General features: G+C 68.7%; 20 protein-coding genes and 1 other RNA gene. 10 read left to right on the top strand and 11 right to left on the bottom strand.

The annotated features are described in order from the left end of the window. Positions 1–172 precede the first annotated feature (172 nt). On the top strand, positions 173–1,153 hold the full coding sequence (locus ACXMYJ_RS07715; RefSeq protein ID WP_260751193.1) for a DNA polymerase domain-containing protein: 981 nt from the start codon (positions 173–175) through the stop codon (positions 1,151–1,153). Here ACXMYJ_RS07715 and ACXMYJ_RS07710 read toward each other — a convergent pair. The 3 genes from ACXMYJ_RS07710 to ACXMYJ_RS07700 all read right to left on the bottom strand — a co-directional run bounded on the left by ACXMYJ_RS07710 (position 1,150) and on the right by ACXMYJ_RS07700 (position 6,168). Continuing rightward, complete coding sequence (locus tag ACXMYJ_RS07710; protein ID WP_260751192.1) at positions 1,150–1,455, bottom strand: STAS domain-containing protein; 306 nt, start codon at positions 1,453–1,455, stop codon at positions 1,150–1,152. The two genes, ACXMYJ_RS07715 and ACXMYJ_RS07710, sit on opposite strands and share 4 nt — an antisense overlap. Further along, a complete protein-coding gene (locus ACXMYJ_RS07705) occupies positions 1,455–5,621 on the bottom strand; it encodes a SpoIIE family protein phosphatase (protein ID WP_460355113.1) in 4,167 nt (1,388 codons plus the stop codon). The genes ACXMYJ_RS07710 and ACXMYJ_RS07705 overlap by 1 nt, the downstream gene beginning before the upstream one ends. A 187-nt stretch (positions 5,622–5,808) precedes the next feature. Then, positions 5,809–6,168: a DUF4242 domain-containing protein gene (locus tag ACXMYJ_RS07700; protein WP_443188604.1), complete on the bottom strand. Its 360-nt coding sequence runs from the start codon at positions 6,166–6,168 to the stop codon at positions 5,809–5,811. A gap of 89 nt (positions 6,169–6,257) precedes the next feature. On the opposite strand from ACXMYJ_RS07700, the gene ACXMYJ_RS07695 reads away from it, so the two are divergent. The 3 genes from ACXMYJ_RS07695 to ACXMYJ_RS07685 all read left to right on the top strand — a co-directional run bounded on the left by ACXMYJ_RS07695 (position 6,258) and on the right by ACXMYJ_RS07685 (position 9,845). After that, a complete protein-coding gene (locus ACXMYJ_RS07695) occupies positions 6,258–7,196 on the top strand; it encodes an AAA family ATPase (RefSeq protein ID WP_460355111.1) in 939 nt (312 codons plus the stop codon). Beyond that, complete coding sequence (locus tag ACXMYJ_RS07690) at positions 7,141–8,844, top strand: LuxR C-terminal-related transcriptional regulator (protein ID WP_460355144.1); 1,704 nt, start codon at positions 7,141–7,143, stop codon at positions 8,842–8,844. The genes ACXMYJ_RS07695 and ACXMYJ_RS07690 overlap by 56 nt, the downstream gene beginning before the upstream one ends. Positions 8,845–8,990: 146 nt before the next feature. Further along, on the top strand, positions 8,991–9,845 hold the full coding sequence (locus tag ACXMYJ_RS07685; protein WP_460355108.1) for a class I SAM-dependent methyltransferase: 855 nt from the start codon (positions 8,991–8,993) through the stop codon (positions 9,843–9,845). 37 nt (positions 9,846–9,882) lie between these two features. Here ACXMYJ_RS07685 and ACXMYJ_RS07680 read toward each other — a convergent pair whose 3' ends face one another. Then, positions 9,883–11,226 (bottom strand): APC family permease, encoded by a 1,344-nt coding sequence (locus ACXMYJ_RS07680; protein ID WP_460355106.1) that lies wholly within the window; start codon positions 11,224–11,226, stop codon positions 9,883–9,885. 187 nt (positions 11,227–11,413) lie between these two features. Here ACXMYJ_RS07680 and ACXMYJ_RS07675 point away from each other — a divergent pair, with 187 nt between their 5' ends. Together ACXMYJ_RS07675 and ACXMYJ_RS07670 are read left to right on the top strand one after the other, a co-directional pair. After that, positions 11,414–12,577 carry an LLM class flavin-dependent oxidoreductase gene (locus ACXMYJ_RS07675; protein ID WP_260751185.1) on the top strand — a complete coding sequence of 388 codons (1,164 nt, stop codon included), beginning with the start codon at positions 11,414–11,416 and terminating at the stop codon, positions 12,575–12,577. An 18-nt stretch (positions 12,578–12,595) separates the two neighbouring features. Next, complete coding sequence (locus ACXMYJ_RS07670) at positions 12,596–13,435, top strand: aminoglycoside phosphotransferase family protein (RefSeq protein ID WP_460355102.1); 840 nt, start codon at positions 12,596–12,598, stop codon at positions 13,433–13,435. Positions 13,436–13,510: 75 nt separating this feature from the next. On the opposite strand, the gene ACXMYJ_RS07665 is transcribed toward ACXMYJ_RS07670, so the two are convergent. Continuing rightward, entirely contained in the window at positions 13,511–14,479 is a 969-nt protein-coding gene (locus ACXMYJ_RS07665; RefSeq protein WP_460355100.1) for an LmeA family phospholipid-binding protein, read from the bottom strand. Positions 14,480–14,515: 36 nt separating this feature from the next. Here ACXMYJ_RS07665 and ACXMYJ_RS07660 point away from each other — a divergent pair, with 36 nt between their 5' ends. The 4 genes from ACXMYJ_RS07660 to ACXMYJ_RS07645 all read left to right on the top strand — a co-directional run bounded on the left by ACXMYJ_RS07660 (position 14,516) and on the right by ACXMYJ_RS07645 (position 17,880). Next, complete coding sequence (locus ACXMYJ_RS07660; protein ID WP_260751182.1) at positions 14,516–14,995, top strand: acyl-CoA thioesterase; 480 nt, start codon at positions 14,516–14,518, stop codon at positions 14,993–14,995. A gap of 86 nt (positions 14,996–15,081) precedes the next feature. Next, positions 15,082–16,125, top strand: coding sequence for a cupin domain-containing protein (locus tag ACXMYJ_RS07655; RefSeq protein ID WP_260751181.1), 1,044 nt, complete (start codon positions 15,082–15,084; stop codon positions 16,123–16,125). 68 nt (positions 16,126–16,193) lie between these two features. Continuing rightward, a complete protein-coding gene (locus tag ACXMYJ_RS07650) occupies positions 16,194–16,943 on the top strand; it encodes a cutinase family protein (protein WP_313901305.1) in 750 nt (249 codons plus the stop codon). Positions 16,944–16,977: 34 nt separating this feature from the next. Next, a complete protein-coding gene (locus tag ACXMYJ_RS07645) occupies positions 16,978–17,880 on the top strand; it encodes an NYN domain-containing protein (protein WP_460355094.1) in 903 nt (300 codons plus the stop codon). Between the two features lie 46 nt (positions 17,881–17,926). Here ACXMYJ_RS07645 and ssrA read toward each other — a convergent pair. The 6 genes from ssrA to ftsE all read right to left on the bottom strand — a co-directional run bounded on the left by ssrA (position 17,927) and on the right by ftsE (position 23,656). Then, positions 17,927–18,294: a transfer-messenger RNA gene (ssrA, locus tag ACXMYJ_RS07640) on the bottom strand. Positions 18,295–18,362: 68 nt separating this feature from the next. Next, positions 18,363–20,498, bottom strand: coding sequence for a putative bifunctional diguanylate cyclase/phosphodiesterase (locus ACXMYJ_RS07635; RefSeq protein ID WP_460355142.1), 2,136 nt, complete (start codon positions 20,496–20,498; stop codon positions 18,363–18,365). Between the two features lie 230 nt (positions 20,499–20,728). Continuing rightward, a complete protein-coding gene (locus tag ACXMYJ_RS07630; RefSeq protein ID WP_396885445.1) occupies positions 20,729–21,574 on the bottom strand; it encodes an EamA family transporter in 846 nt (281 codons plus the stop codon). Beyond that, positions 21,571–22,068, bottom strand: a complete 498-nt coding sequence (smpB, locus tag ACXMYJ_RS07625; RefSeq protein ID WP_260751178.1) for an SsrA-binding protein SmpB — start codon at positions 22,066–22,068, stop codon at positions 21,571–21,573. Before smpB ends, ACXMYJ_RS07630 begins: the two co-directional genes overlap by 4 nt. A gap of 2 nt (positions 22,069–22,070) precedes the next feature. After that, positions 22,071–22,967, bottom strand: a complete 897-nt coding sequence (gene ftsX, locus ACXMYJ_RS07620) for a permease-like cell division protein FtsX (protein WP_260751177.1) — start codon at positions 22,965–22,967, stop codon at positions 22,071–22,073. Continuing rightward, positions 22,967–23,656 carry a cell division ATP-binding protein FtsE gene (gene ftsE / locus ACXMYJ_RS07615; protein ID WP_460355139.1) on the bottom strand — a complete coding sequence of 230 codons (690 nt, stop codon included), beginning with the start codon at positions 23,654–23,656 and terminating at the stop codon, positions 22,967–22,969. Before ftsE ends, ftsX begins: the two co-directional genes overlap by 1 nt. Positions 23,657–23,698: the final 42 nt, after the last annotated feature.

The following is a 23,698-nucleotide window of genomic DNA, read 5'->3' as shown; positions in this document are numbered from 1 at the left end:
CATACGTCTAGCCCGTCAAACCATTGGCTGTCAACTGCACGTTGACAGCCGATTCACAGGTTGATCAGCGGGTTTGTGCGCAGTGAGCCGCGCGGTGGTCGGCGCTGTCAGAGACCGAGGCGCGCCGGCGCAGCACGCGATCGGACCGGCACGACCGGCCTAGGCTGGCCGGATGGGCAGCAGCGAGGAGCGTGCCGGCATCGAGCTGACCAATCTGGATCAACCGCTGACCGACGACGCCGGGGCCACCAAGCGCGACCTCGTCGACTACCTGGACGCGGTCGCCGATCACATCGTGCCTGTGCTCGCCGGCAGGCCGTTGACGGTGCTGCGGGCGCTGCGGGGCCGCGCCCCGTTCATGCAGAAGAACGTCCCCAAGTACACCCCGGAATGGCTACGCACGACGTCGATCTGGGCAGAGGCGTCGCAACGTCAGATCCGGTACGCGGTCTGCGACGACCGGCGCACGCTGCTGTGGTTGGCCAATCAGCGCGCCGTCGAATACCACCCGGCGCTGGGGCCGGCCGGCGACATCTACCGCCCCACACATCTGATCCTCGACCTGGACCCGCCGGACGGCGCCGACTTCGCCTCCGTGGTGACCGTCGCCCACCTGGTGCGGCAAGCCCTGACCGACTGCGGACTGGCAGGGGCGGTGAAGACCAGCGGCTCGCGCGGTCTGCACATCTTCGTCCCGATCGACGACAGCGCACCCGTCGACGACGTGGCGGCCGCGACGCGCGCCCTCGCCGCCCGCGCCGAGGCGCTGGACCCGGCCCTCGCCACCACCGCGTTCATCGTCGCCGACCGCGCGGGAAAGGTGTTTGTCGACGCGACCCGCGCGGGCGGCGCCACCGTCGCCGCGGCCTACAGTCCGCGGCTGCGTCCCGGCACACCGGTGTCGTTTCCGGTGGCGTGGTCGGATCTGGATCGGGTGCACCCCCGCGACTTCACGGTGCACACCGCTACCGGGCTCCTCGGCGGCGCCGACCCGTGGACGGCCGAGATGCCCGCGCCGCAACGGCTGCCCGGCGAGCTGATCGAGCACGGCCGGACCATCCCGGTCGCGCGCGTGGCCGCGATGCACGAAGGCAAGCGCCGCGCGGCGCGCCTGCGGGCGCAGTCCGACTCCGGGTCCGAGCAGAACGGCTAACCGTCGGCGGGTTTGACGATCGTCGCCTTGGTCAGGCCGCTGACCGTCAAGACCGGCAGCAGGATGGGGTTGACCACGAGCTCGATGGAGTCCACGTGCTCGAAGAGGACGTTGATGGCGCCGCTGTCGAGGTACTCCACGGCGCTCAGATCGACGAGCAGCCTGCGCCCCTTCCCGTCGACCGCGGCGCCGACGGCCTCGGAGAACGCCGCGATGTTGCTCATGTCCAGCTCGCCGGCGGCCGTCAGCACCACCGAACCGTCCTCCTGACGGTGGGTGTGCAGGGTCAGCGGGGTGGCCATCATGTGATCCTGGCGGTCATGCGGACAGTGGTGCCCGTGGTCTGGGAGTCGATGGTGACATCCTGCATCAAGGCCTCCATCAGTGCGATGCCCCTACCCCGGTGCAGGGCGGGGATCTCGGCAGGCGTCTTCCACGTCCCGGAATCGGTGACGGTCAGGTACACGGTGTCGGGCAGCGCGATGGCGCACAGCCGGACCCGGCCCGGAAGCTCGCGGTGACCGTGCTCGATGGCGTTGGCCAGCGCTTCGCCGACCGCGATCAGCACGTCCAGCGACTGCTCGTGGGACACCCCCACCGCGGACAGCCAGTCCCGCAGCGCGGTGCGGCTGGCGGCCAGTTCCCCGACGTCGGCGGGGAAGTCGAGATCCAGCGGCGCGGGCTGGCGGTAGAGCAGCAGCGCGACGTCGTCGTGGTAGCCGTCGGCGGGTGCCAGCCGGGACATGATCACGTTGGCCAGCTCGTCGAGCGCGGTGGCCCGGTTGTCCTGGACGACGTCCGTCGCGCGGGCGATCCCGTCGTCGATCGATTCCCGTCGGCGTTCGACCAAACCGTCGGTGTAGAGCAGCAGGGTGGACCGCGGCGGCATCGTCTCCCGCTCCTCGGTGCGGTGCGGCGGACTCTTGAGACCGAGCGGGGTCGCGCGGGCTCCTTCCAGCAGCCGGGTCGACCGGTCCGCGGTGACCAGGATCGGTGGCGGGTGACCCGCGCACGAGTACACCAGCTCACCGTTCTGCGGGTCGAGCACCGCGCAGAACGCGGTGGTGCAGCGCGCCCCGGGCAGCCGGGCCGCGAACCGGTCCAACCCTGACAGCGCCGCCGCCGGGCTCGGGTGTTCGAGCAGCAGGGCGCGGCAGGCGCTGCGCAGCTGACCCATGATCGTGGCGGCGGTGAGTCCGTGGCCGACGCAGTCACCGACGATCAGTCCGATGCGGCCGTCATCGAGGTTGACGACGTCGTACCAGTCGCCGCCGACCTGCAGCGGGCTGGTGGCCGGCTGATACCGGACGGCGAAGCCGCTGGACAGCGACGGCCCCAGGATCGCGTGCTGCAGGGCCAGCGCGGTCTCGCGCTGCTGGTCGATCTGATGGACGCGCTGCAGCCCCTGCCCGAGCCGGCCGGCCAGCACCGTGAGCAGCGTGTGATCCTCGGCGGTGAAGCGCCGCCGCTCGAACAGCTCGATGTAGATCACAAGCACGCCCTGCGGATGGCGCAACGCCACGCCGGCGGCGCCGGCGGTCGAGGTGTCCGGGTCGAGCAGCTGGTCGTCACGCAACGCGGTGATCACCGTGCGGGTGTGCGGGGGCAGGTCGTCCCAGCGCGCCGGCTCGCCGACACACACCAGGTGCGGATCCGCCGACTCAAAGTCGCGGTCCCCGGCGTCGGTCCAGGTGACCGCCAGCACGCGTCGAGCGCCCCACACCGCGGCGAACTCCTCGCTGGCGGCGAGCACCGCCTCGTCGAGGGTGTCGGATTGGGCGAGTTGCTCGTTGAGCGAGGCCAGCGCGGTCTCGCGCTGCACGATGTAATGCTCGGCACTGACGTCGCGCAGGGTTCCGACCACGACGTCGCGCCCAGTCTCGGGATCCTCGGTGTGGGTGAACGTCATCGCCACCCACAGCCGGTGCCCGTCGCGATGGGTGACGGGCACCGCGCCGATGCTGCCGTGCCGGTCGGTCAGCAAGCTGTCGAAGGCGTCCTGCACGCGCCGGTACGCGTCGGGATCGTGCTCGGCAGACGGCCACCACGGGTACACGGGCCGGTACGGCAGGCCGGCCGAGTCGAAGCCGAGGATGTCGGTGAAGGCCGGGTTGATCTCGATCACCGCACCGTCCTCGTCGCAGACGAAAAAGGCCTCCTGCAACGAATCGACCAGCGCCGAGCGCCAACGGGCGTGATATTCACGCAGCCGGGCGAGCTCAACGTTGGTGCGCACCCGCGCGAGCAGCTCGGCGGCCGCGAACGGCTTCACCAGGTAGTCGTCGGCGCCGGCGCGCAGGCCGTCGATCGACGCCTCCTGGCCGGCGCGCGCCGAAAGCAGCAGCACCGGCAGGGCCGCGGTGCGCCGGTCGGCGCGTAGCTCGGCGACCAGTCCTAGCCCGTCGAGGCGGGGCATCATCACATCGCTGATTACGAGATCGGGCGGGCTGGCCCGGATCGCCTCCAGGGCCGTGTGCCCGTCGACGACGGCCTCGACCCGGTATCCGTCCGAGCGCAAGAGCCGGCTCAGATATTCGCGCATGTCGGCGTTGTCGTCGGCGACCAGCACCCGCGCCTGCGCGGCGGCGGTGGCGGCCCCGAACGCCAGTCCCGTTCCGGCTCCGGCCGGCTCGCCCGCGGCGGGTTCACCCATGGCGGGGATCCACCGCAACGCCTCCTCGACGTAGGCGTTGGCGGCTCCCGCACCGCCGCGGGGGTGGCTCGCCGGCGCGATGGCATCCTCGGGTAGATGGGCAGCGCCGATGGGCAAGCGGATCGTGAACGTCGTTCCCCGCCCTTCGACGCTGTCGGCGGCGATCGTGCCGCCGTGCAGCGTGATGAGCTCCTTGACCAGGGCCAGCCCGATGCCGCTGCCCTCGTTGGACCGCGCCTTCGCGTTCTCGATGCGGTGGAAACGTTCGAACAGGCGCGGCATCTCCTCGGCGGGCACACCGGAGCCGGTGTCGGCGACGACCACCACCGCATCGCGCCCGTCTCTGCGCACCCGCACCGTCACCCGTCCGTCGAAGGTGAACTTCAGCGCGTTCGACAGCAGGTTGAAGATCACCTTCTCCCACATGTCGCGATCGAGGTACACCGGCTCGTCGAGCGGTTCGCAGTCGACCTCGAAGACCAGGCCGGCGCGCTCCATCGCCGAACGGAACACGCTGGCCAGCTCGGCGGTCAGGGCGCCGAGGTCGACCGGTTGATAGAGCGCCTGGGTGCGACCCACCTCGATCCGGGAGAAGTCCAACAGCGCGTTCACCAGCTTGGCGAGCCGTAATCCGTTGCGCCACACCACATCCAACTCTTGCCGGGTCTCCTCGTCGACACCGTCGGCCCGGCGCAGTTCCGAAACGGGGTCCAGGATCAGCGTCAGTGGGGTCCGGAACTCGTGGCTGATGTTGGAGAAGAAGGCGGTCTTGGCGCGGTCCAGTTCGGCCAGCTCCTCGGCCCGCCGCTGCTGGGCCCGGTAGCTGCGTGCCAAACCGATGCCGGCAGCGATGTGCGCCGCCACCAGGGTGACGAAGCCGCGGTAGGCCTCGTCCAGGAGCCGGTATCGGTTCAGTCCGGCGACCAGGAAGCCGCTCGGCGAACCGCCCTGATGCAACAGCGGCACCAGCAGGGCCTGGACCGGGGGTTTGCGCCAGTCCCCGGTCGGCAACGACGGGTAGGCGTCCTCGTCGAGGTCGACCAGCACCGATTCCCCGCGGGCCAGGGCGGCGAGCGGCCAGGGCCGATCGGTACCGGGTGCCAGTCGCTCGGGCACCGCGGGATGTCCCGCGGCGATACCGCTGGCGCCGGCCAGCCGTGCCGACCCGTCCTCGTCGAACAGATAGGTCAGCGTGAAGGGCAGGTCGCGAAGATTCTGATCCAGCTGTCGGTCGACGAAGCGCAGGATCTCCTCCTCGGCGCGCACCAAGCTGGGGTCGGATCCGAGGTCGCGCAGCGTCGCCATTCGGCGCTCGCCGATCACCCGCACGGTGTCCTCGCTGACGACGCACAGCATGCCGACCACCCGGCCCTCGTCGTCGCGCAGCGGGCTGTAGGAGAACGTGTGGTAGGTCTCCTCGGTGTAGCCGGACCGCTGCAGGAACAACAGCAGCGCTGTGTCCCACGTCGCTTCGCCGGTCGAGAGCACCTTTTCGATGCGCGGACCGATGTCCTCCCAGATCTCGGCCCACACCTCGCGGGCGGGCCGGCCCAGTGCCCACGGGTACTTCCGGCCGAGGGTGTCGCGCCGGTAGGCCTCGTTGCAGAAGAACGTCAGGTCAGGTCCCCACGCCATCCACATCGGGAACCGCGACGTCAGCAGGATGCTCACCGCGGTCAACAAGCTCTGCGGCCACCGGTCCGGCGGACCGAGCGGCGTCGCCGCCCAATCGACCCGGGCGTGATCGCGGCCGACTTCCCCACCGTCGGCGAAAACGCTTGCCGGAGAGGGCCCGTCGGGCTGAGCGCCGCTCATCGCAGACCAGCGCTCAAAGTCCGGGCGTCCGCCGCCACGCCGCTGCGGCCGCACACGTCCTGCACGCTCTGTTGAGGATTCACGCGTCCGGCAACCTTCACTCGGACGGCTCGGACGAGCGCACGGCACGCGGCATTGCCGCATTATTCCACTGGATCGCCGTCCGCAAACACGTTCGGGGACGCCGTCAGGTGTGGGCGGTCGCGGTCTGGGGGCCGAACTCGTTGGACACCGGCACGACCACGTCGGCCGGGAACCCACCACGGCGGGCATGCTCGCGAACGGCGTCCTCGTCGTCGGCCTCGTGGATGCAGTACACCTTGTCCCCCGCCACGTAGCTGGTGATCCATCGGTAGGGGACGCCGAGGGACTGCATGGCGGCGTTGGACTTCCGGGCGATCTCGGCGAGCTGCTCCTCGGTGAGCTCCGAGGCGCCGGGGATGTTCCGCTCGATGAGGAACCGTGACATGGTGCCCTCCTGACACTCGATGGATTTGCCCGTATCCGGGCCTGATCCACGGTGCACCGCCGACGCCGTCCGCGTCATCGGGGAAACCTCCCCACCTGGCGCCGGCAACCGCCCCAGACCGGTCGTTTTCCCTGGTGGGACCGGTCGATTGCGGCTAGCATCGGTCCGTGACGCTCACCGAGCGCGAGCACGAACTCGATCAGCTCGCGGCCCGGGGCGCCGCGGCACGCACCGGGCGCGGAGGCGCGGTGCTGGTGTGCGGCGAATCCGGCGCCGGCAAGACGTCGTTCGTCGAAGCGTTCGTCGCGGATCTGCCCGCCGACACCCGGGTGCTCTGGGGCGCGTGCGGCCCGCTGTCCACGCCCCGCCCCCTGGGCCCGCTGCGAGATGTCGCTTCGGGTTTCACCGCCGCGACGCGCAAGCACCTCGCCAACGGCGACCAGCCCTACGACATCTTCGTCGCGGTGTTCGAGGACCTGCATGCGCATCCGTCGGTGCTGGTGCTCGACGACCTGCAATGGGCCGACCAGGGCACGATCGATCTGCTGCGGTTCCTGCTCCGCCGCGCGGCGCAGTCGCATCTGCTCATGGTCGGCATCCTGCGCGACGACGAGGTCAGCGTCACCCACCCGCTGCGCGGCCTGCTCGGCGACGTCGCGCGTTCGCCGCACGGCCTGTCGCTGACACTGCCCGCACTGAGTCCGGCGGCCATCGCGGCGATGGTCGGCGACCGTGACGTCGACCCCGACCGACTGCACCAGATCACCGGCGGGAACGCATTTTTCGTGTGTGAGATGCTCGACCACGACGGGGTCGAGCTGCCCGTCACCGTGCGCGATCCTGGCCCGCACCGCGAACCTCGACACCGCGGCATGGGATCTGCTGCACCTGCTGACGTGCGCGCCCGGCGCGATCGGAGACCACCTGCTGATCGGGCTCGGCGTGACGTTGCCGGCGCTGCGCGCCCTCGACCAGGCGAAGTTGATCAGGCGCGACGCCCGGGGGGTCGCCTTCCGCCACGACCTGTGCCGGCGGGCGATCGCCGAGGTCATGCCGCCGGGCGCCGAGCCAGGTCTGCACCGCCGTTTCCTCGACGCACTGCGTGAGGCCTGCGACGAGGATCCCGCCGTGCTGACCCACCATGCGCTCGGCGCAGGCGACGGAGCCCTGATCACCGCCGCCGCCGCGCAGGCCGGGCGGACCGCGGCCAGGTCCGGCGCCCACACCCAGGCGTGCGAGTTCTTCCAGATCGCGTTGGAGCGCGGCGGTCTGCTCGGCGACCGGGCCGAGGCCGAACTGCTCGAACAACTCGCCGACGAGTATTACCTGACCGACCGTCTCGACGACGCGATCGGCGCGTGCCGTCGCGCGATGCGGATCCTAACAGGCATGGACTCCCCCGTCGCGGTCAGCGCCAACCACCACTCACTGGCGGTGTACGAGTGGTACAACGGCAACCGCGCGGCCGCCGACCAGCACGTCACCGACGCCATCGCCGTCCTCGATCAGGCTGTTCCACAACAGAATCCGAGCCGGGCATGTCAGCTCGGACACGGCTTCGCCATGCGCGCGTTCCTGGCCGTGCAGTCCAGCCGGGTGGACGCGGCGGCCGAGGCGCTGCGCCGCGCGAGGGAGCTTGCCGCCGAGGCCGGCGACCCCGCGCTTTCGGTGCGCGTGCGCCTCGTCGGGTACTACTGCGACATCCTCGCCGGCCGGGTCGCCGTCCGCGACCGGTTGCTGGCCGAACTGGCGGCCGGTCCCCGCCACATCGACGAGACGTACTCGGGCGGCTACACCAACCTGACGTACTTCGACGTCGAACAACGCCGGCTCGATGCCGCGGCTGCACTGCTGGACACCAGCATCCCGCTGATGGTGGAACACGATCTCCCAATCTGCCGGATGGTGCAACTGGGTTCGCGGAGCCGACTGCACCTGCTGGTCGGCGACTGGGACGACGCGCTGGCCGACGCCCAGACCGTGCTCGGCAGTCCGAGCGCCCCGCTGGCGCGGACGTGGCCGCTGCTGATCCGCGGCCTGATCGCGTTACGCCGTGACGGTCACGACGGCGGGGCGATCGACGACGCGTGGGACCTCGCCTGCCGCTTCGGCGAAGTGGTGCGGATGCTGCCGGTCGCGTCGGCGCTGGCCGAACGGATGTGGCTGACCGGTGTGTCCGACGCACGTATCCCGGAATGCCAGGTGTTGATGAATGATTCGAGTACCGAGGGACTGGAGTGGTCTCGCGGCGAGCTGGCGATGTGGTTGAGCCGCATCGGTACACCGGTGTCCGTGACGGGGCGGGTCGCCGAACCGTTCCGGCTCCTGTCGGCCGGCCGGCACGACGAGGCCGCCGAGGCGTTCCACCGCCTGGCGATGCCGTATGACGCGGCGCTGGCGCTCGTCGACTCCGTCGAGCCTGCGGCCGCGCGCCGCGGGCTCGATGTGCTCGACCGGCTGGGCGCGGACGCGGTGGCCGGCAAGGTTCGTGCGGGGCTGCGGGCGGCCGGGGCGGGTACGGTGCCCGGCCCGCGGCGGGCTTCGACACTGTCCAACCCGGCCGGGCTCACCGCCCGACAGGTCGAGGTGCTGCGACTGCTCGGCGACGGTCTGACCAATGCCGAACTGGCCGAACGGTTGTACCTGTCGATCAAGACCGTCGACCATCATGTCTCGGCGATCCTGACCAAGCTCCAGGTGGCCGGGCGCCGTGACGCGGTGCGCAGGGCGCGGGAGGTCGGCATCCTCACCTGAGGAGGTGGTGTGGTGGTGCGGTGGTGCCGGACGAACAGACGAAAAATGGGTGGTCGCTCCCGATGTCGGCAGGCCGTCGGCCCGCGACCGTTTGGGTAGCCGGTCGGTCAGCGGCCGCGGTACCCACCGACAGATTCGAGGACACCATGACCTCTGCTAACGCCGGCGTGGCGAGCGATCCCGACGCCGATCGTCAACTGAAAGCCAAACATCGTGCGCTGTGGGCATCGGGTGACTATCCCGCCGTGGCCGCGGACCTGATCCCCACCCTGGGCACGCGGCTGGTCGAGGCCTGCGGCATCGGCGCCGGGCAACGAGTGCTCGATGTCGCGGCGGGGTCGGGCAACGCAGCCATCCCGGCCGCTTCGGCCGGCGCCACCGTCGTCGCCTCAGACCTCACCCCGGAACTGTTCGACGCCGGGCGCGCGATCGCCGCCGACCGCGGCGTGCAGCTCGACTGGGTGGAGGCCGACGCCGAGGCGATGCCGTTCGCCGACAACGACTTCGACGTCGTGATGTCCTGCGTGGGCGCGATGTTCGCCCCGCATCATCAGGCGACCGCCGACGAACTGATCCGGGTCACCCGGCCCGGTGGAACCATCGGACTGATCAACTGGACGCCCGAGGGTTTCATCGGCAATCTGTTCGCCACCATGAAGCCCTATGCTCCCCCGCCGCCGCCCGGGGCGAGCCCGGCACCGCTGTGGGGTAGCGAGGACCACGTCCGGGAGCTGTTCGGCGACAAGGTTTCCGACCTGACCATGCAGCGCCGGACGGTGGTGATGGATCACTGCGCGACGCCGCTGGAGTTCCGCGAGCACTGGAAGTCGCATTACGGCCCCACCATTGCGGCGTACCGGTTCAACGCACAGGATCCCGAACGGTTGGCCGCTCTCGACCGCGATTTCCTGGCCTTCCTGGAGAAGTGGAACGGCTCCACCGACCCGGGCAGCACCGCCTACGAGGCCGAGTACCTCCTGGTGACCGCGACCAAGCGCTGACAAGGCGATTGCCACTCCGGTAGCCGATCTGTCGGGCTCAGCGGTGTTCCGCGCCGTCGCGTGAACGCGGTCCGGAGAACCGCTCGCTGACGAAGTGCAGCACCACACCGGCCAGCAACAGCAGACCGGCGAGCAACCACACCTTGGCGCTCTGCTGAGTCATCAGAAGGATGCACGAGCCGACGCCGAGCACCGGCACGAACGTCGCGACCCGGAAGTGTTCGTGTTCAACATGATCCCGGCGCAACACCAGCACCGAGACGTTGGCCGCGAGGAACACGAACAGCAGGAGCAGCACCACGGTCTCGGCCAACGTGGACAGGTCGCCGACCAACGTCAGGAGAATGGACGCCACCGTCGTCGCGATGATCGCGACCCACGGTGTGCGGCGGCGGGGCAGCACCCGGGACAGCACGTGCGGGAGCAGACCTTGCTCGGCCATCCCGAACGCCAGCCGGCTGGACATGATCATGGTCAGCAGCGCCCCATTGGCGACCGCGATCAACGCGATGAGGCTGAACAGCCAGTCCGGCACCCCGACACCCGACGCCGACACCACCTCGAGCAGCGGGCCCGAGGACTGCGAGAGCTCGTCGGCGGGCAGCGCGATCGCGCTGGCCAGCCCGACGAGTGCATACACCACGCCCGCGGTGATCAGCGCGCCGAACAGTGCGGTCGGGTACACCCTGCGCGGGTGCTTGATCTCCTCGACGACGTTGGCGGAGGTCTCGAAGCCGACGAAGGAGTAGTACGCCAGGATTGCGCCGCCGAGGACGGCCAGGCCGGATGAAACGCCGTCGGGAAACTCGCCGGCGCGGCTGATGTCGCCGTCGCCACGGCCCAGCATCACCGCCACCACCGCGATCACGATGACCAGACCCGTCAGCTCGATGGCCGTCATCACGACGTTGGTCTTCAGCGATTCGCTGATACCGCGTGCGTTGAGGCAGGCGACCAGGGCCAGGAAGACCAACGCGGCGGGGATCACGGGAACGTCGATGAACGTGGCGAGGTAGTCGCCGGAGAAGGCCAGCGCCAGCCCGGCGGCGCTGGTCACGCCCGCAGCCAGCATGCAGAACCCCACCAGGAAGGAGATGAGCGGTCGTCCGAAGGCTCGCTCGGCGAACACCGCCGCTCCGCCGGCACGCGGATACTTCGTCACCAGCTCGGCATAGGAGCCCGCGGTGAGCAACGCCAGGAGCATCGCGACCGTCAACGGCGCCCACAACACCCCGCCGACCTCGCCGGCCAACTCCCCCATCAGCGCGTAGACGCCGGCACCGAGCACGTCGCCGAGGATGAACAGGAACAGCAGTGGACCAGTGATCTTGCGCGCCAGCTTGGTCGGCGCGACGCTCGCCGCCGCGGTGTCAGACGACATGAATCGGCTCCCCCTTGTCGGTGATGCACCCCCTGACGGGCGTAGAGCCATGTACCCCGAACCGCGACATCGACACCACGGCTCGGCCGTGGCGGCTGCCCAGGCAGTACAGTGGCGCATCGGCGAACTCCCAGCGCGGACCGCCGAAAGTCACCTGGGCGACCGCCGCGACCGACAGAATGGCCCGATGCGTTTCGGAAACTTCATGGCCCCGTTCCATCCCGTCGGACAGAACCCCACCCTCGCCCTGGAACGGGACCTCGACCTCATCGTGGCCATGGACCGCCTCGGCTTCCACGAAGCCTGGGTGGGTGAGCACCACTCGGCCGGCTTCGAGATCATCGCCTCCCCCGAGGTGTTCATCGGCGTCGCGGCCGAGCGCACGAGACACATCAAGCTCGGTACCGGTGTCAGCTCGCTGCCCTACCACCACCCGCTGTTGCTCGCCGACCGCATGGTGCTTCTCGACCATCTGACCAGGGGCCGGGTGATGCTGGGTTGCGGACCCGGTCAGCTCACCTCGGATGCGCACATGCTCGGGATTCCGGCCGACGAGCAGCGGCCCCGGATGGAGCAGTGCCTGGACGCGATCATGCGACTGCTGCGGGGCGAGACCGTCACGATGCACACCGACGGCTTCACACTGCAGGATGCGCGCCTGCAACTGACGCCGTACAGCGAACCGTGTTTCGACGTGGCCGTCGCGGCGTCCTTCTCCCCCACCGGTCCACGCGGGGCCGGCCGGCACGGCGTGGGCATGCTCTCGATCGCGGCCACCGCCAAGCAGGGCATGGATCTGCTGGCCCAGCATTGGAGCACGTGGGAAGAGGTCGCGCGGGAGCACGGGCATGTGGCGGACCGGTCGAAGTGGCGGCTGGTCGGTCCCATGCACCTCGCCGAGACGCGCGAGCAGGCCGAGCGCGACGTCGAGTACGGCATCGCCGCGTTCTCGCAGTACTTCTCGCACATTCTGCCGGCAGGCCCGGTGCAGGGTGACACGCCCGCCGAGATCATCGCGAACAATCACGCGACCGGTTTCGCGGTGATCGGCACACCGGAGGATGCGATCGCCAAGATCGAGGAACTGGTCGAGGCGAGCAACGGCGGCTTCGGTGCGTTCCTGCTTTTCGACCACGACTGGGCGCCTCCCGCGGCGAAGCTGCACAGCTATGAACTGTTCGCGCAGTACGTGATCCCGCACTTCACCGGGCAGCTCGCCGCACCCGCCGCGTCCCGCGACTGGGTCACCGGCAGCGGCCGCACGTTCGTCGACCAGGCCGCCCACGCGATCGGCAAGGCGATCGAGGATCATGCCGCCGAACAGCAGGCCAGGCATTCTGCGGTGAATTGAACTGCCACCACACAACCGATGACTTCACCGTCCCGCGATCTGACCGGCACGCTGCATGAGTGCATGGACCGGTGGAGTCTCAGGCTCGACGGGCCGGTACGCGAAGGCACGGAATCTCTGGTGGCACCGGTCCGCACCGACGGCGATCTTCCCGCCGTGCTGAAGGTCAGGGCGCCGGACGCCCCGAGCGAGCACGAGCATCTCGTGCTGCGCCGCTGGGCGGGGCACGCAGCGGTGCGGCTGCTGCGCGCCGACCCTCCTCGGCGGGCCGTGCTACTGGAGAGGCTGCAACCACAGGCATTGACAGGTCGACCGGACACCGAGGCCTGTGAGGTCGTCGCCGGACTCTACGCTCGCCTGCACGTGCCGCCGATGCCGCAGTTGCCGTCGCTGCGCGCGCGGGTGGCACAGTGGATCGAGGTCGCGGGCGGGTTGCCGCGCAGCGCCCCTATTCCGCACCGCCTGGTGGAGCAGGCCACCGTCCTGGGTCGCGAATTGACCGTCGAGACAGACGATTCGGTGGTCCTGCACGGAGATCTGCATTCCGGCAACATTCTCGCCTCCGATCGCGAGCCCTGGCTGGCGATCTCGCCGCAGCCGCTGAACGGGGACCCCCACTACGAGTTGGCCCCGATGCTGTGGCACCGGTGGGACGAGCTGGCTCAGGATGCCCGGGACGGCGTGCGTCGCCGCTTCTACACCCTCGTCGACGCTGCGGGGCTCGATGAGGACCGCGCCAGGGCCTGGACGCTGATCCGCGTGGTGTGCACCGCCACCCGTGCGCTGATGGGACACCAGCATCAGGCCGCGGATTTCACGACCAGGTATGTGGCGGTCGCCAAGGCGATTCAGGACTGACACCACCGACCGGAAAGATACTCGGACGCCGACCCGTCCCACCTTCTTCACATCGTGACGGCCGTGAACGATGCGTCACAGCGGAGCGAAGCAGGCGTTGGCGTCTTCCCGCGGGATCGACGCGTCTTGGCTGGAGAACGTCCCGACCACCCCGGCGTCGGTCACCTGCACGCTGTCGGCGTGAATGCCCAGCGGGTAGTTGTCGTTGAGTTTCCTCGTCAGGTCGTCAAGCGCGCCCTGCACCACGTCCTTGGGGAACGGTCCGTCGACCGCGACCACCTCGAGGTTCAGGTCACCTTCTGTGACAACGGGTTTGGCGGTCACCATGGTGGCGCCCGCATCCAGGACGAGGGTCCCGGCGGCCGGGTCGGTGCGGACCCCGGTGATCAACTCACCCACCGCGGGCAGGTTCGCCACCGCGGTGTCCCTGATGCCGTCGGAACGCCACGTCAGGGTCGCCGACAGGGAGCCGATCGTGCCTTTGGAGTCTGCGGAGTCCTGCAACCGCACGTCTTCGAGGGTGACGTCGGCGGTCATGCCGTCAGCGGACTGCACGCGGTCCCCCGCGGTGTGCACGGAGATGTTGGTGTAGCGCCCGGTGAGGTGCTGCCACAGGAACGGCGGATTCACCCCGTAGGAGATCCTCGCGCCGTCCTCCACCACGCATTCGGCGATGCCGACGAGCACGTCGTCCGCGCGGTGCCGCGCATACAGTTCGGCGCCGGCGAGGCCGCCTGCGAGCGCCGCCACCACGATGACGCCGAGCAGCAGCCCGCTGCGACGGGTGACCCCGGTGCGACGCCGCGGAGCGGGCTCGCCGGCATGTGGTGGCGTCGATTGCGGCGGCACCGGCCGGTCCGGCGGGGGCGCCGCCGGTCGCCGCATCCGCTCGGTGGGCGCGGTGTCGCGCATCGGCGGTCGCAGACGTTCCGTGCGCGCGTCGGGCGCACCGGGACGAGGCAGCCGCCGGGTCACCGGATCAGTCCCCGGGTGGGCCCGACCCCGCCGGTCGGGTGGCCGGGGAGGTTGCGGCGGCGTCGTCACCGGCGCAATTCTGCCGCACGACGCTACGTTGACCGCATGGATTCCGGACCGCCCCCGTTGATCAGCTCGGCGCCGCGACCGCATCCCGCGCGGCTGGACGCCGCCACCTATCCCGTCCACGGTGAGGCGGCGGCCCGGTTCGGTGACATGGACGCCAACGGGCACCTGAACAACGTGGCGCTGGAATCGCTGCACGAGAACACCAGGGCGACGTTCAACCGATGTGTCTACCCCGGGGCCTACGACCTGGCCACCCGGGCGCACCGCCTCGTGACGTCGACGATCGTCGTGCACTACCTGCGCGAGGCGCCGTGGCCGGCGGTGCTGCAGACCGCGATCGGCGTCGGGCATATCGGCCGCACCTCGTTCGTGGCGTCGAGCGCGCTGTTCCTCGACGGCGCCTGCATCAGCCTCTGCGACACGGTGCTGGTGCTGCTCGACGACACCGGCCCGACACCGATCCCGGATGACGTGCGTGCCGGCCTGGAGGCGTCACGGCTTGCAGCCAGCAGGTAGCGAGATCGACCGCCAACCACAATGACACCGGCCTACCTGCCGGGCAGAGTGGACTGCGCCAGCTTCGCCAGCCGAGGGAGACCACCGTGCCGACGTCCATCATCCCCAGCACCCACACCGCCTCCCTGCACGACGGTGAGATCGTCGAGGAGTCCGAGCTGGGCTCCATGCGCCGTGTCACCGCCGACAATCTGCCAATTCTGAACGGGCTGTCGATCAAGCGGGTGCTGCTCAACCCCGGGGCGATGCGCACCCCGCACTGGCACGCCAACGCCGACGAACTCACCTACTGCGTCTCGGGCACGGCGCTGGTGTCGATCCTCGACGACCACAGTCGCTTCGCGACCTTCGTCGTGACCGCCGGTCAGATGTTCCATGCCACATCGGGGTCGCTGCACCACATCGAGAACATCGGCGAGGACGTCGCCGAGTTCATCATCGCCTTCCGCCACGAACGGCCCGAAGATTTCGGCTTCGGCGCCACCCTCGGAGCCTTCTCCGACGCCGTGCTCGGCAACACCTACGACCTGCCTGCCTCCGACATGGCCAGGATCCGGCGCGACACCACCGATCACAAACTCGCCGCGCGCATCGGCGCACCCGACGTGCCCGCCTGCGCGTACTTCAGCGATCCGCACAAGTTCGACATCGAAGCGCAGACCCCGGGCCTGAACTACGTGACGGGAAACGCGCGGTTCGCACGGGACCAGTTCTGGCCGGCACTGAAGAACATGTCGATGTACTCGCTGCGGGTGGCCGAGGACGGGATGCGGGAACCGCACTGGCATCCGGTCACCGCCGAGATGGGTTACGTCAGGCACGGCAACGCCCGTATGACGGTGATGAATCCCGATGGCACACTGGACACTTGGACAATGGGTGCCGGCGACATGTACTTCATCCCACGCGCCTATCCGCACCACATCGAAAACACCGGCCCCGACCAATGGCACTTCCTGATCTTCTTCGATCAGCCGTTCCCGGCCGACATCGGTTACCGCGCATCGGCAAGCGCCTATTCCCGCGAAGTGCTGGCGGCGGCGTTCAACACACACCTCGACGACCTGCCGCGGTTCCCGTTCACCCCCGCCGATCCACTGATCGTGGGCCGCAGCAACCCCGTCGACTGACCGGACACACCGCAGCGTGAGGATGTCTGGGCGTGCCGACGGCCGGCATCTGTGTCACCATACGAACCGTGGGGTTGTCAGATCGTCTCAGTGGTATCGGACGTTCCGCACTCGCCGCGGGGGTCTGCTCATTCGTCACGCTTGTCCTTGCGCCGCAAGCCTTTGCCCAGCCCGCACCGCCCGCGCCGCCTGCTCTGCCGCCGCCTGGATGCCCGGACGTCGAGGTCGTCTTCGCCCGCGGCACCACCGAGGCGCCGGGCCTCGGCGTCATGGGCCAGGCGTTCGTCGACGACCTTGCGGCCCGGGTCGGTGACAAATCGGTCGGGGTGTACGCAGTCGACTATCCGGCCAGTCCTGACTTCCCCACCGCCATCGAGGGCATCACCGACGCCAGCACCCACGTGCAACGGGTGGCGATGGACTGCCCCGACACCAAACTGGTGCTCGCCGGTTACTCGCAGGGTGCGGCGGTGATGGGTTTTGTGACAACGGAATTGATTCCCGATGGCGTCTCGGTGTCGGAGGTTCCGGAGCCGATGCCGCCTGACATCGCCGACCACGTCGCGGCGGTCGCGCTGCTGGGGGCGCCGTCGGAACGGTTCATGGACGCGATCCAGCAGCCGCCGGTGACGATCGGCACGCTGTACGAACCCAAGACCATCGAACTGTGTGTGCCGAACGATTTCGTGTGCTCGACGGGCAACGACATCGGCGCGCATGCCCGCTACATCTCGGACGGTCTGGTGGTGCAGGCCGCCGATTTCGCCGCGAGCAAGCTGGCCGTTGCACAGGCAGAGACCGCGACGTCCGGAAACTGAGACCGTTCGGCCGGCCGTCGGTAAAACTGGGGCCATGACCGAATCCGTTGCCGCCCGCGTCGCGGTGTATCTCGACTTCGACAACATCGTCATCTCGCGGTACGACCAGGTCAACGGCCGCAACTCGTTTCAGAAGGACAAGGCCAAACCGCCCGCCGACGGGCCGGACAGGCTGGCTCGCGCGACCGTCGACGTCGGCGCCCTCATCGACTTCGCCTCGTCTTTCGGGACGCTGGTGCTCACGCGCGCCTACGCCGACTGGTCGGCCGACATCAACGCCGGCTACCGCGGCCAACTGGTCGGTCGCGCGGTCGACCTCGTCCAGTTGTTCCCGGCGGCGGCCTACGGGAAGAACGGTGCCGACATCCGGCTGGCCGTCGACGCGGTCGAGGACATGTTCCGCCTGCCCGACCTGACCCATGTCGTCATCGTCGCCGGCGACTCCGATTACATCGCGCTCGCCCAGCGGTGTAAACGCCTGGGCCGCTATGTCGTCGGCATCGGGGTTGCCGGCTCGTCGAGCCGCATGCTGGCCGCGGCATGCGACGAGTTCGTCACCTACGATGCGCTGCCCGGCATACCGACGCCCGAGCCGGCGGCAGTCGAAACGACGCCGGCACGGCGGCGACGGTCCGGAACTGCTAAGACCTCCGAGGAGCCTGAGACGCCGGATCCGCAGGCGGCGGCCACCGGGCTGCTGACCCGCGCGCTGCGGATCGGGCTGGAGAAGGACGATGTCGAGTGGCTGCACAACTCGGCGGTCAAAGCGCAGATGAAGCGCATGGACCCCTCGTTCAGTGAGAAGTCGCTGGGCTACCGCTCGTTCAGCGACTTCCTGCGTTCGAGATCCGACGTCGTGGAACTGGACGAGAGTTCGACGACCAGGATGGTGCGACTGGCCGAGCCCCAGTCCCAGAACCCTGCGGCCCAGAACTAAAGAAAGCCGGACCTGAGACTCGGTGTCTCAGGTCCGGCTCTTCGTCCGGTGGAGCTGCCGGGAATTGAACCCGGGTCCTACGGCATTCCCTCAAGGCTTCTCCGTGCGCAGTTCGCTATGTCTCTACTCGGATCTCCTGATCACGCGAACAAGTCAGGATGACGATCCCAGTCGCTGTTTGATGTCCCCGCGGGTTCCGCGACCGAACCCGTGGGTGGGTCCCTCTAGATGACGCCAGGATCCGGGTCGAGGGCACTCCCGGTCTGACGGATTAGCTTCGCTTAGGCAGCGAGAGCGTAATCGCGCTGATTGGAATCGGCGCTTAATTGGTTACAACGACGCTTACGGTGGTCAGTTGTCTGCACCGGCACGCTTCCCTTGATTCGATGCGCGAAGTCGAAACCGTTCAGCCCCTCGCACACCCGCCGACCTTCGGCGGAAACTTTATACTACCGGTGTCTGCAACACCGGCCGCCGGATATTTAATCCGTCTCTGTGCGGTCGCGCACTACGGCGGGCGAGAACTCCCGGTCTCGGCCCTCGACGTACATGTCGACCAGGTCCGCCATCGGCACCGGACGGCCGAACAGGTGTCCTTGAGCCAGCCTGCCGCCGGCGCGGTAGACCATCTCCGACTGCTCGGACGTCTCGATGCCCTCGGCGATCACCTCGAGCCCGAGGTCGCGACACAGGCGGATAACCGAGCGGTACAACGCCAAATCGCGCGCCGGATGGCCTCCCGAGACCAAGCTGCGGTCGAGCTTGACGATCTGCACCGGCAGGCAGTGCAGGTAGGTCAGCGAGTTGAAGCCCGCACCGAAGTCGTCCAGCGCGACCTTGACACCGAGTTCGCTCAGCCGGCTGATCTGCGCAGCCGCCCGGTCGAGGTCGACGATCGGCTCGGTCTCGGTGATCTCCAGCACCAGCCTGTTGCGCGGAATCTTGTGTCGTGTCAACGCCGCACGCACCTGCTGCTCGAAGCCGGGGTTTCCGAGCCGAGCCGCCCCGATGTTGACGTGGATGTCCAGGTCGAGCCCTGTACCCCTGACCTCCTGGCAGGCCAGGTCGAGCACCAGGGCGTCGAGGTCGGAGCCCAGTCCGGCAGCTTCGGCCACTGCGACGAACGTCTCCGGAGAGATGTCGATGCCGTTCGGCGCTGTCCATCTGGCCAGCGCTTCGACCGCCATCGGGCAGCCCTCGGGTAGCCGCACCACCGGCTGATAGACCAGGCGGAACCCGGGCGGGGGTCGGCCGGCGCTGCTGCGCAGCAGCGTCGGGAAGTCGACCATCACCCCCGAGGACGGCTGGTAGACCACGGCGGTGTCCTTGCCCAGCCGCTTTCCGGCGTACATCGAGATGTCCGCCTGCCGCAGCAGATCATCCGAAGTCTGCGGCACTCCGTCGGCTTCCGGCCGCACCAGCCCCATGCTGGCCCTGACCCGCAGCGAGGAGCCGTGTACCGGGAACGGGTCACGCAGCGCGATCCGCAGCCGCTCCGCCACGACCTCTAACTGCTCCGTTTCGCCGTGGATCAGGATGGCGAATTCGTCGCCGCCGATGCGGGCCAGGGTGTCTCCGTCGGACACGCACCGCTTCAACCGTTCCCCGACCGCGCAGAGCAGTTCGTCGCCCGCCGCGTGACCGAAACGGTCGTTGACTTCCTTGAAGTCGTCGATGTCGACGAAGATCAGCACGAAATCGCCGTGTGCCATGGCTTCGTCGAGCCGCCGGGCGAAGAGGATCCGGTTCGGCAGTCCGGTCAGCGCGTCGTGGTGGACCTGATAGGCCAACCCTCGCTGCGCCCAGTACAGCCGTTGGGTCAGCAGATTCTGGGCCCGCAACACGAGGATCTGCCGGACGGTGACCAGGGCGACCATCGCTACTGTCAGCCACACCACCAAGGAGCTCAGCTGCTGCCCGATCAGGACATGGAAGCCGAACATGATCGCGATGCCGAGGAATCCCAGGTAGGGCAGGATCAGCTGGGCCCAGTCGACGCCACGGCCGGTGCCGCTGTCACCGGAATCCGAGGTCTCCAGCATCGCCTGTGCGATGAACACCGGGCCGATGATCAGCCCGATACCGGCCCACAGGTCACCGCCCTCCACACCGACAGAGCGGAGGTAGGCGACCACCCGGTCGGAGGCGGCCATGGTCACCAGGCCGCCGGCCAGCAGCAGATAGTTCTTGCGGTACGGGCGACCAGGCTGGTAGATCATCGCGATCACCACCGCCCACGCCACCAGCAGCAATTCGGCGACCGTGAAGATGACCTCGATCGCCGGCACGCCGGATCGGGGCAGCGACGCGGTTGAGCTGGTGCCGAAGTCGCCCATCACCGCCAGGATCAGGAAGGAGACCCCGGCGATGACGCCGTCGAAGGCGTTGGTGATGAACGGATATCGCAGCGGACTGTCCGGGGGCCCGGTGACCCCGCCGCTGGAGCGGACCAGCAGGATGACCGCGCCCAGTGCGAGCACCGGCAGCGACAGATAGGCCACGCGCGCGATCATCGGCGCGGTACCGGCGCCGCTGCTCCACCACGAGATCTGGCCGAGCACCCAGGCCGCCAGCGCCGCCACGTAGAGCAGCCGCCAGGCCCGTGCCAGTCCGGTCATACGTCGCGCGACGACGAGCCCGCATACCGCGGCGCCCAGCGCGGTGCCAGTCTGCAGTACGAGCTCGCCTCGGCGGGCAGCCTCCTCGCCCCACAGCGCTGCGGCGTTCACCACCGCCAGCAGGGCGACCCCGATGTAGACCGGAAGTCAGATTCGCGACGGGCTGGCTGCCACCCCATCTCCTTCCCAGGGGGCGCCCCGCGGGGGGACGGCACTGAGGTCGACCGTAGCTAATTGGCCGCGATCATCGCGACCGAACCGAGCGCTAGCACCATGCCGAACGCCTGCCATCGGCTTACCCGCTCACGCAGCACCACGATCGCCAGCAGCACCGTCGCGGCCGGGTACAGCGCGATCAACACCCCCGCCAGCGACAACATCGACGACTGGAGTGCCAGCAACGTCGCGACGTTCGCGACGGTGTCGAGCGCACCGGCGAACACCGCCAGCCGCAGCGGCACACCCCGCTCCAGCACCAGGTTCGCGGTCATCGCGGCGGCGATCAGCACCACCGCGGCCGCCGCGAGCCGGCCGAGCACCAACGGCCACAGTTTGGCCTCAGTCGGGACCTGGTCCAAAACGACGAAATTCATCCCGAACGCCACCCCGGACCCGACCGTCAACCAGGCGACCTTCGCGGTGAAGCGGTGCGGCGTGGAGTCCCGGTCCTCGGCGCCGCGGCTGACCAGCACCACTGCGACCAACGCGAGCACCACCCCGACACCGGCGAGAGCGCTGGGCCGCTCTCCGAGAGTGAGGCCCACCAGCACCGGGATCCCGGCGACCAGGACCGCGGTCAGCGGAGACACCACCGCGATCGGGCCCGAGCCCAGCGCCGCGTAGAACCACCACACGCCGAAGGCCTGCACCAGCCCCGCCAACAACCCCCACCACACGGCCGGACCGCTGAGCTGCCCACCCATCGGGATGGCGACCAGCGCCAGCAATACCAGCGCCACCGGATACGAGACGAGGACCACCCGCAGTGCGGCCACCCGCCGCGAGGCGATGCCACCGACGAAATCGCTGACGCCGTAGCCGAACGCGGCGAGCAGCGCGGTGAGGATGCCGGTCAGGACGTGATGCCCTTGACGCGGCGCCCCAGTTCGCGGGTGACCTCACGTTGGGCGTCCCGCCGCGCCATGTCCTGGCGTTTGTCGTGAGCCTGTTTGCCGCGGGCCAGCGCCAGCTCGACCTTGACCTTGCCGCCGGTGAAGTACAGCGACAGCGGCACCAGGGTGAGGTTCCCGTCGCGGATCTTGCCGACCAGGTTGTCGATCTCCCTGCGGTGCAGCAGCAGCTTGCGGTTGCGCCGCGGGGCATGGTTGGTCCAGGTGCCGTGGTGATACTCCGGAATGTGCAGGTTGCGCAGCCAGATCTCGCCGTCGTCGACGGTGGCGAACGCGTCGGCCAGCGACGCCTGACCTTCGCGCAGGCTCTTGACCTCCGTGCCCATCAACGCGATGCCCGCCTCGAAGGTCTCCAGGATCGAATAGTTGTGCCGCGCCTTGCGATTGGTCGCGACGACCTGGTTGTTGCTGTCCTTGACGGCCTTGGTCTTCTTGGCCACCGCTACCGTCGCACGTAGAGCCGCAGTGTGACGTACGCCGTGATACCCGACATGGCGAGACCGAGGAACAGCATCCACGGAGCGCTGTAGTACAGGATGTCGGCATAGTCGACCTTGGCGATCAGGTTCGCTTGGTAGAACTGGTCGAGCGCGTTCTCCAGGAACAGCGCGCGCACCAGGATCAGCCCGACGATCGCGATGACCACACCGATGAACGCGGCGAGCATCGCTTCCACCAGGAACGGCAGCTGGGTATACCAGCGGGTGGCCCCGACCAGTCGCATGATGCCGATCTCGGTGCGCCTGGTGTAGGCCGCGACCTGGACCATGTTCGCGATCAGGAGCACCGCGCCGATCGCCTGCACCAGCGCCACCGCGAATGCCGCGTTACTGATGCCGTCGAGGACCGCGAAGAGCCGGTCGATCAGGTCCTTCTGGTTGAGCACGTTCTGCACTCCGGGCTGACCGCGGATCGCGTCGTCGAAGTCCTCGTGCTGCTCGGGGTCGTCGAGCTTCACCACGAACGACGCCGGGAACGCGTCGCGACCGGCGACGTCCTTGTACTGCGGGAACTTCCGGATCGCGTCGTCGTAGGCCTCGTCGCGGTTGAGGAACCGCACCGAGCGGACGTCGTCGCGGTCCTCGATGGTCTTCCGCAGCGCCTTGCACGGGTCCGCATCACACGTCGGGTCGTTGGCCGACACGTCGTTGGTGAGGAAGACCTGGCTCTCCACCCGGTCCAGATAGATCGCGCGGGACTGATCGGCGAGCCGGACGATCAGCATGCCACCACCGAACAGCCCGATCGAGATCGCGGTGGTGAGGATCATCGCGACCGTCATGGTCACGTTGCGGCGAAGCCCGGTCAGAACTTCGTTGACGAGAAAGCCGAAACGCACTAGCGATCCATTCCGTAGACGCCGCGCTGTTCGTCACGAATCAGCCGGCCGAGGTCGAGTTCGACGACACGTTGGCGCATCGAGTCGACGATGTGGTGGTCGTGGGTGGCCATCACCACCGTCGTGCCCGTGCGGTTGATGCGCTCGAGCAGGTCCATGATGTCCTTGCTGGTTTCCGGGTCGAGGTTGCCGGTGGGCTCGTCGGCGAGCAGCACCAGCGGCCGGTTGACGAACGCCCGCGCGATCGCGACCCGCTGCTGCTCACCTCCCGACAGTTCGGCGGGGAGTCGGTTGGCCTTGCCGGACAGCCCGACCATCTCGAGCACCTCGGGGACCACGCGGTTGATGGTGTCGGCACGCTTGCCGATCACCTCGAGCGCGAAGGCGACGTTCTCGAAGACGGTCTTCTGCTGCAGCAGCCGGAAGTCCTGGAACACGCACCCGATCACCTGCCGCAGACCGGGGATGTGACGTCCGGACAGCTTGTTCACGTGGAACTTCGAGACCCGGATGTCTCCCGAGGACGGGTGGTCCTCGGCGAGCAGCAGCCGCATGAACGTGGATTTGCCCGAACCCGACGGGCCGATGAGAAAGACGAACTCACCCTTGTCGATCTTCACCGACACGTTGTCGAGCGCCGGACGCGCCGACGACTTGTACTGCTTTGACACACGATCGAGGGTGATCATCACGGCACGCCAGTGTAGCGGGGTGGCCTGTCCCCGCCCCCG

The organism is Mycobacterium sp. ZZG (assembly GCF_054786995.1).
Note: the sequence above shows the minus strand (reverse complement) of the source record. Positions and strands in the feature narration are given on the sequence as shown.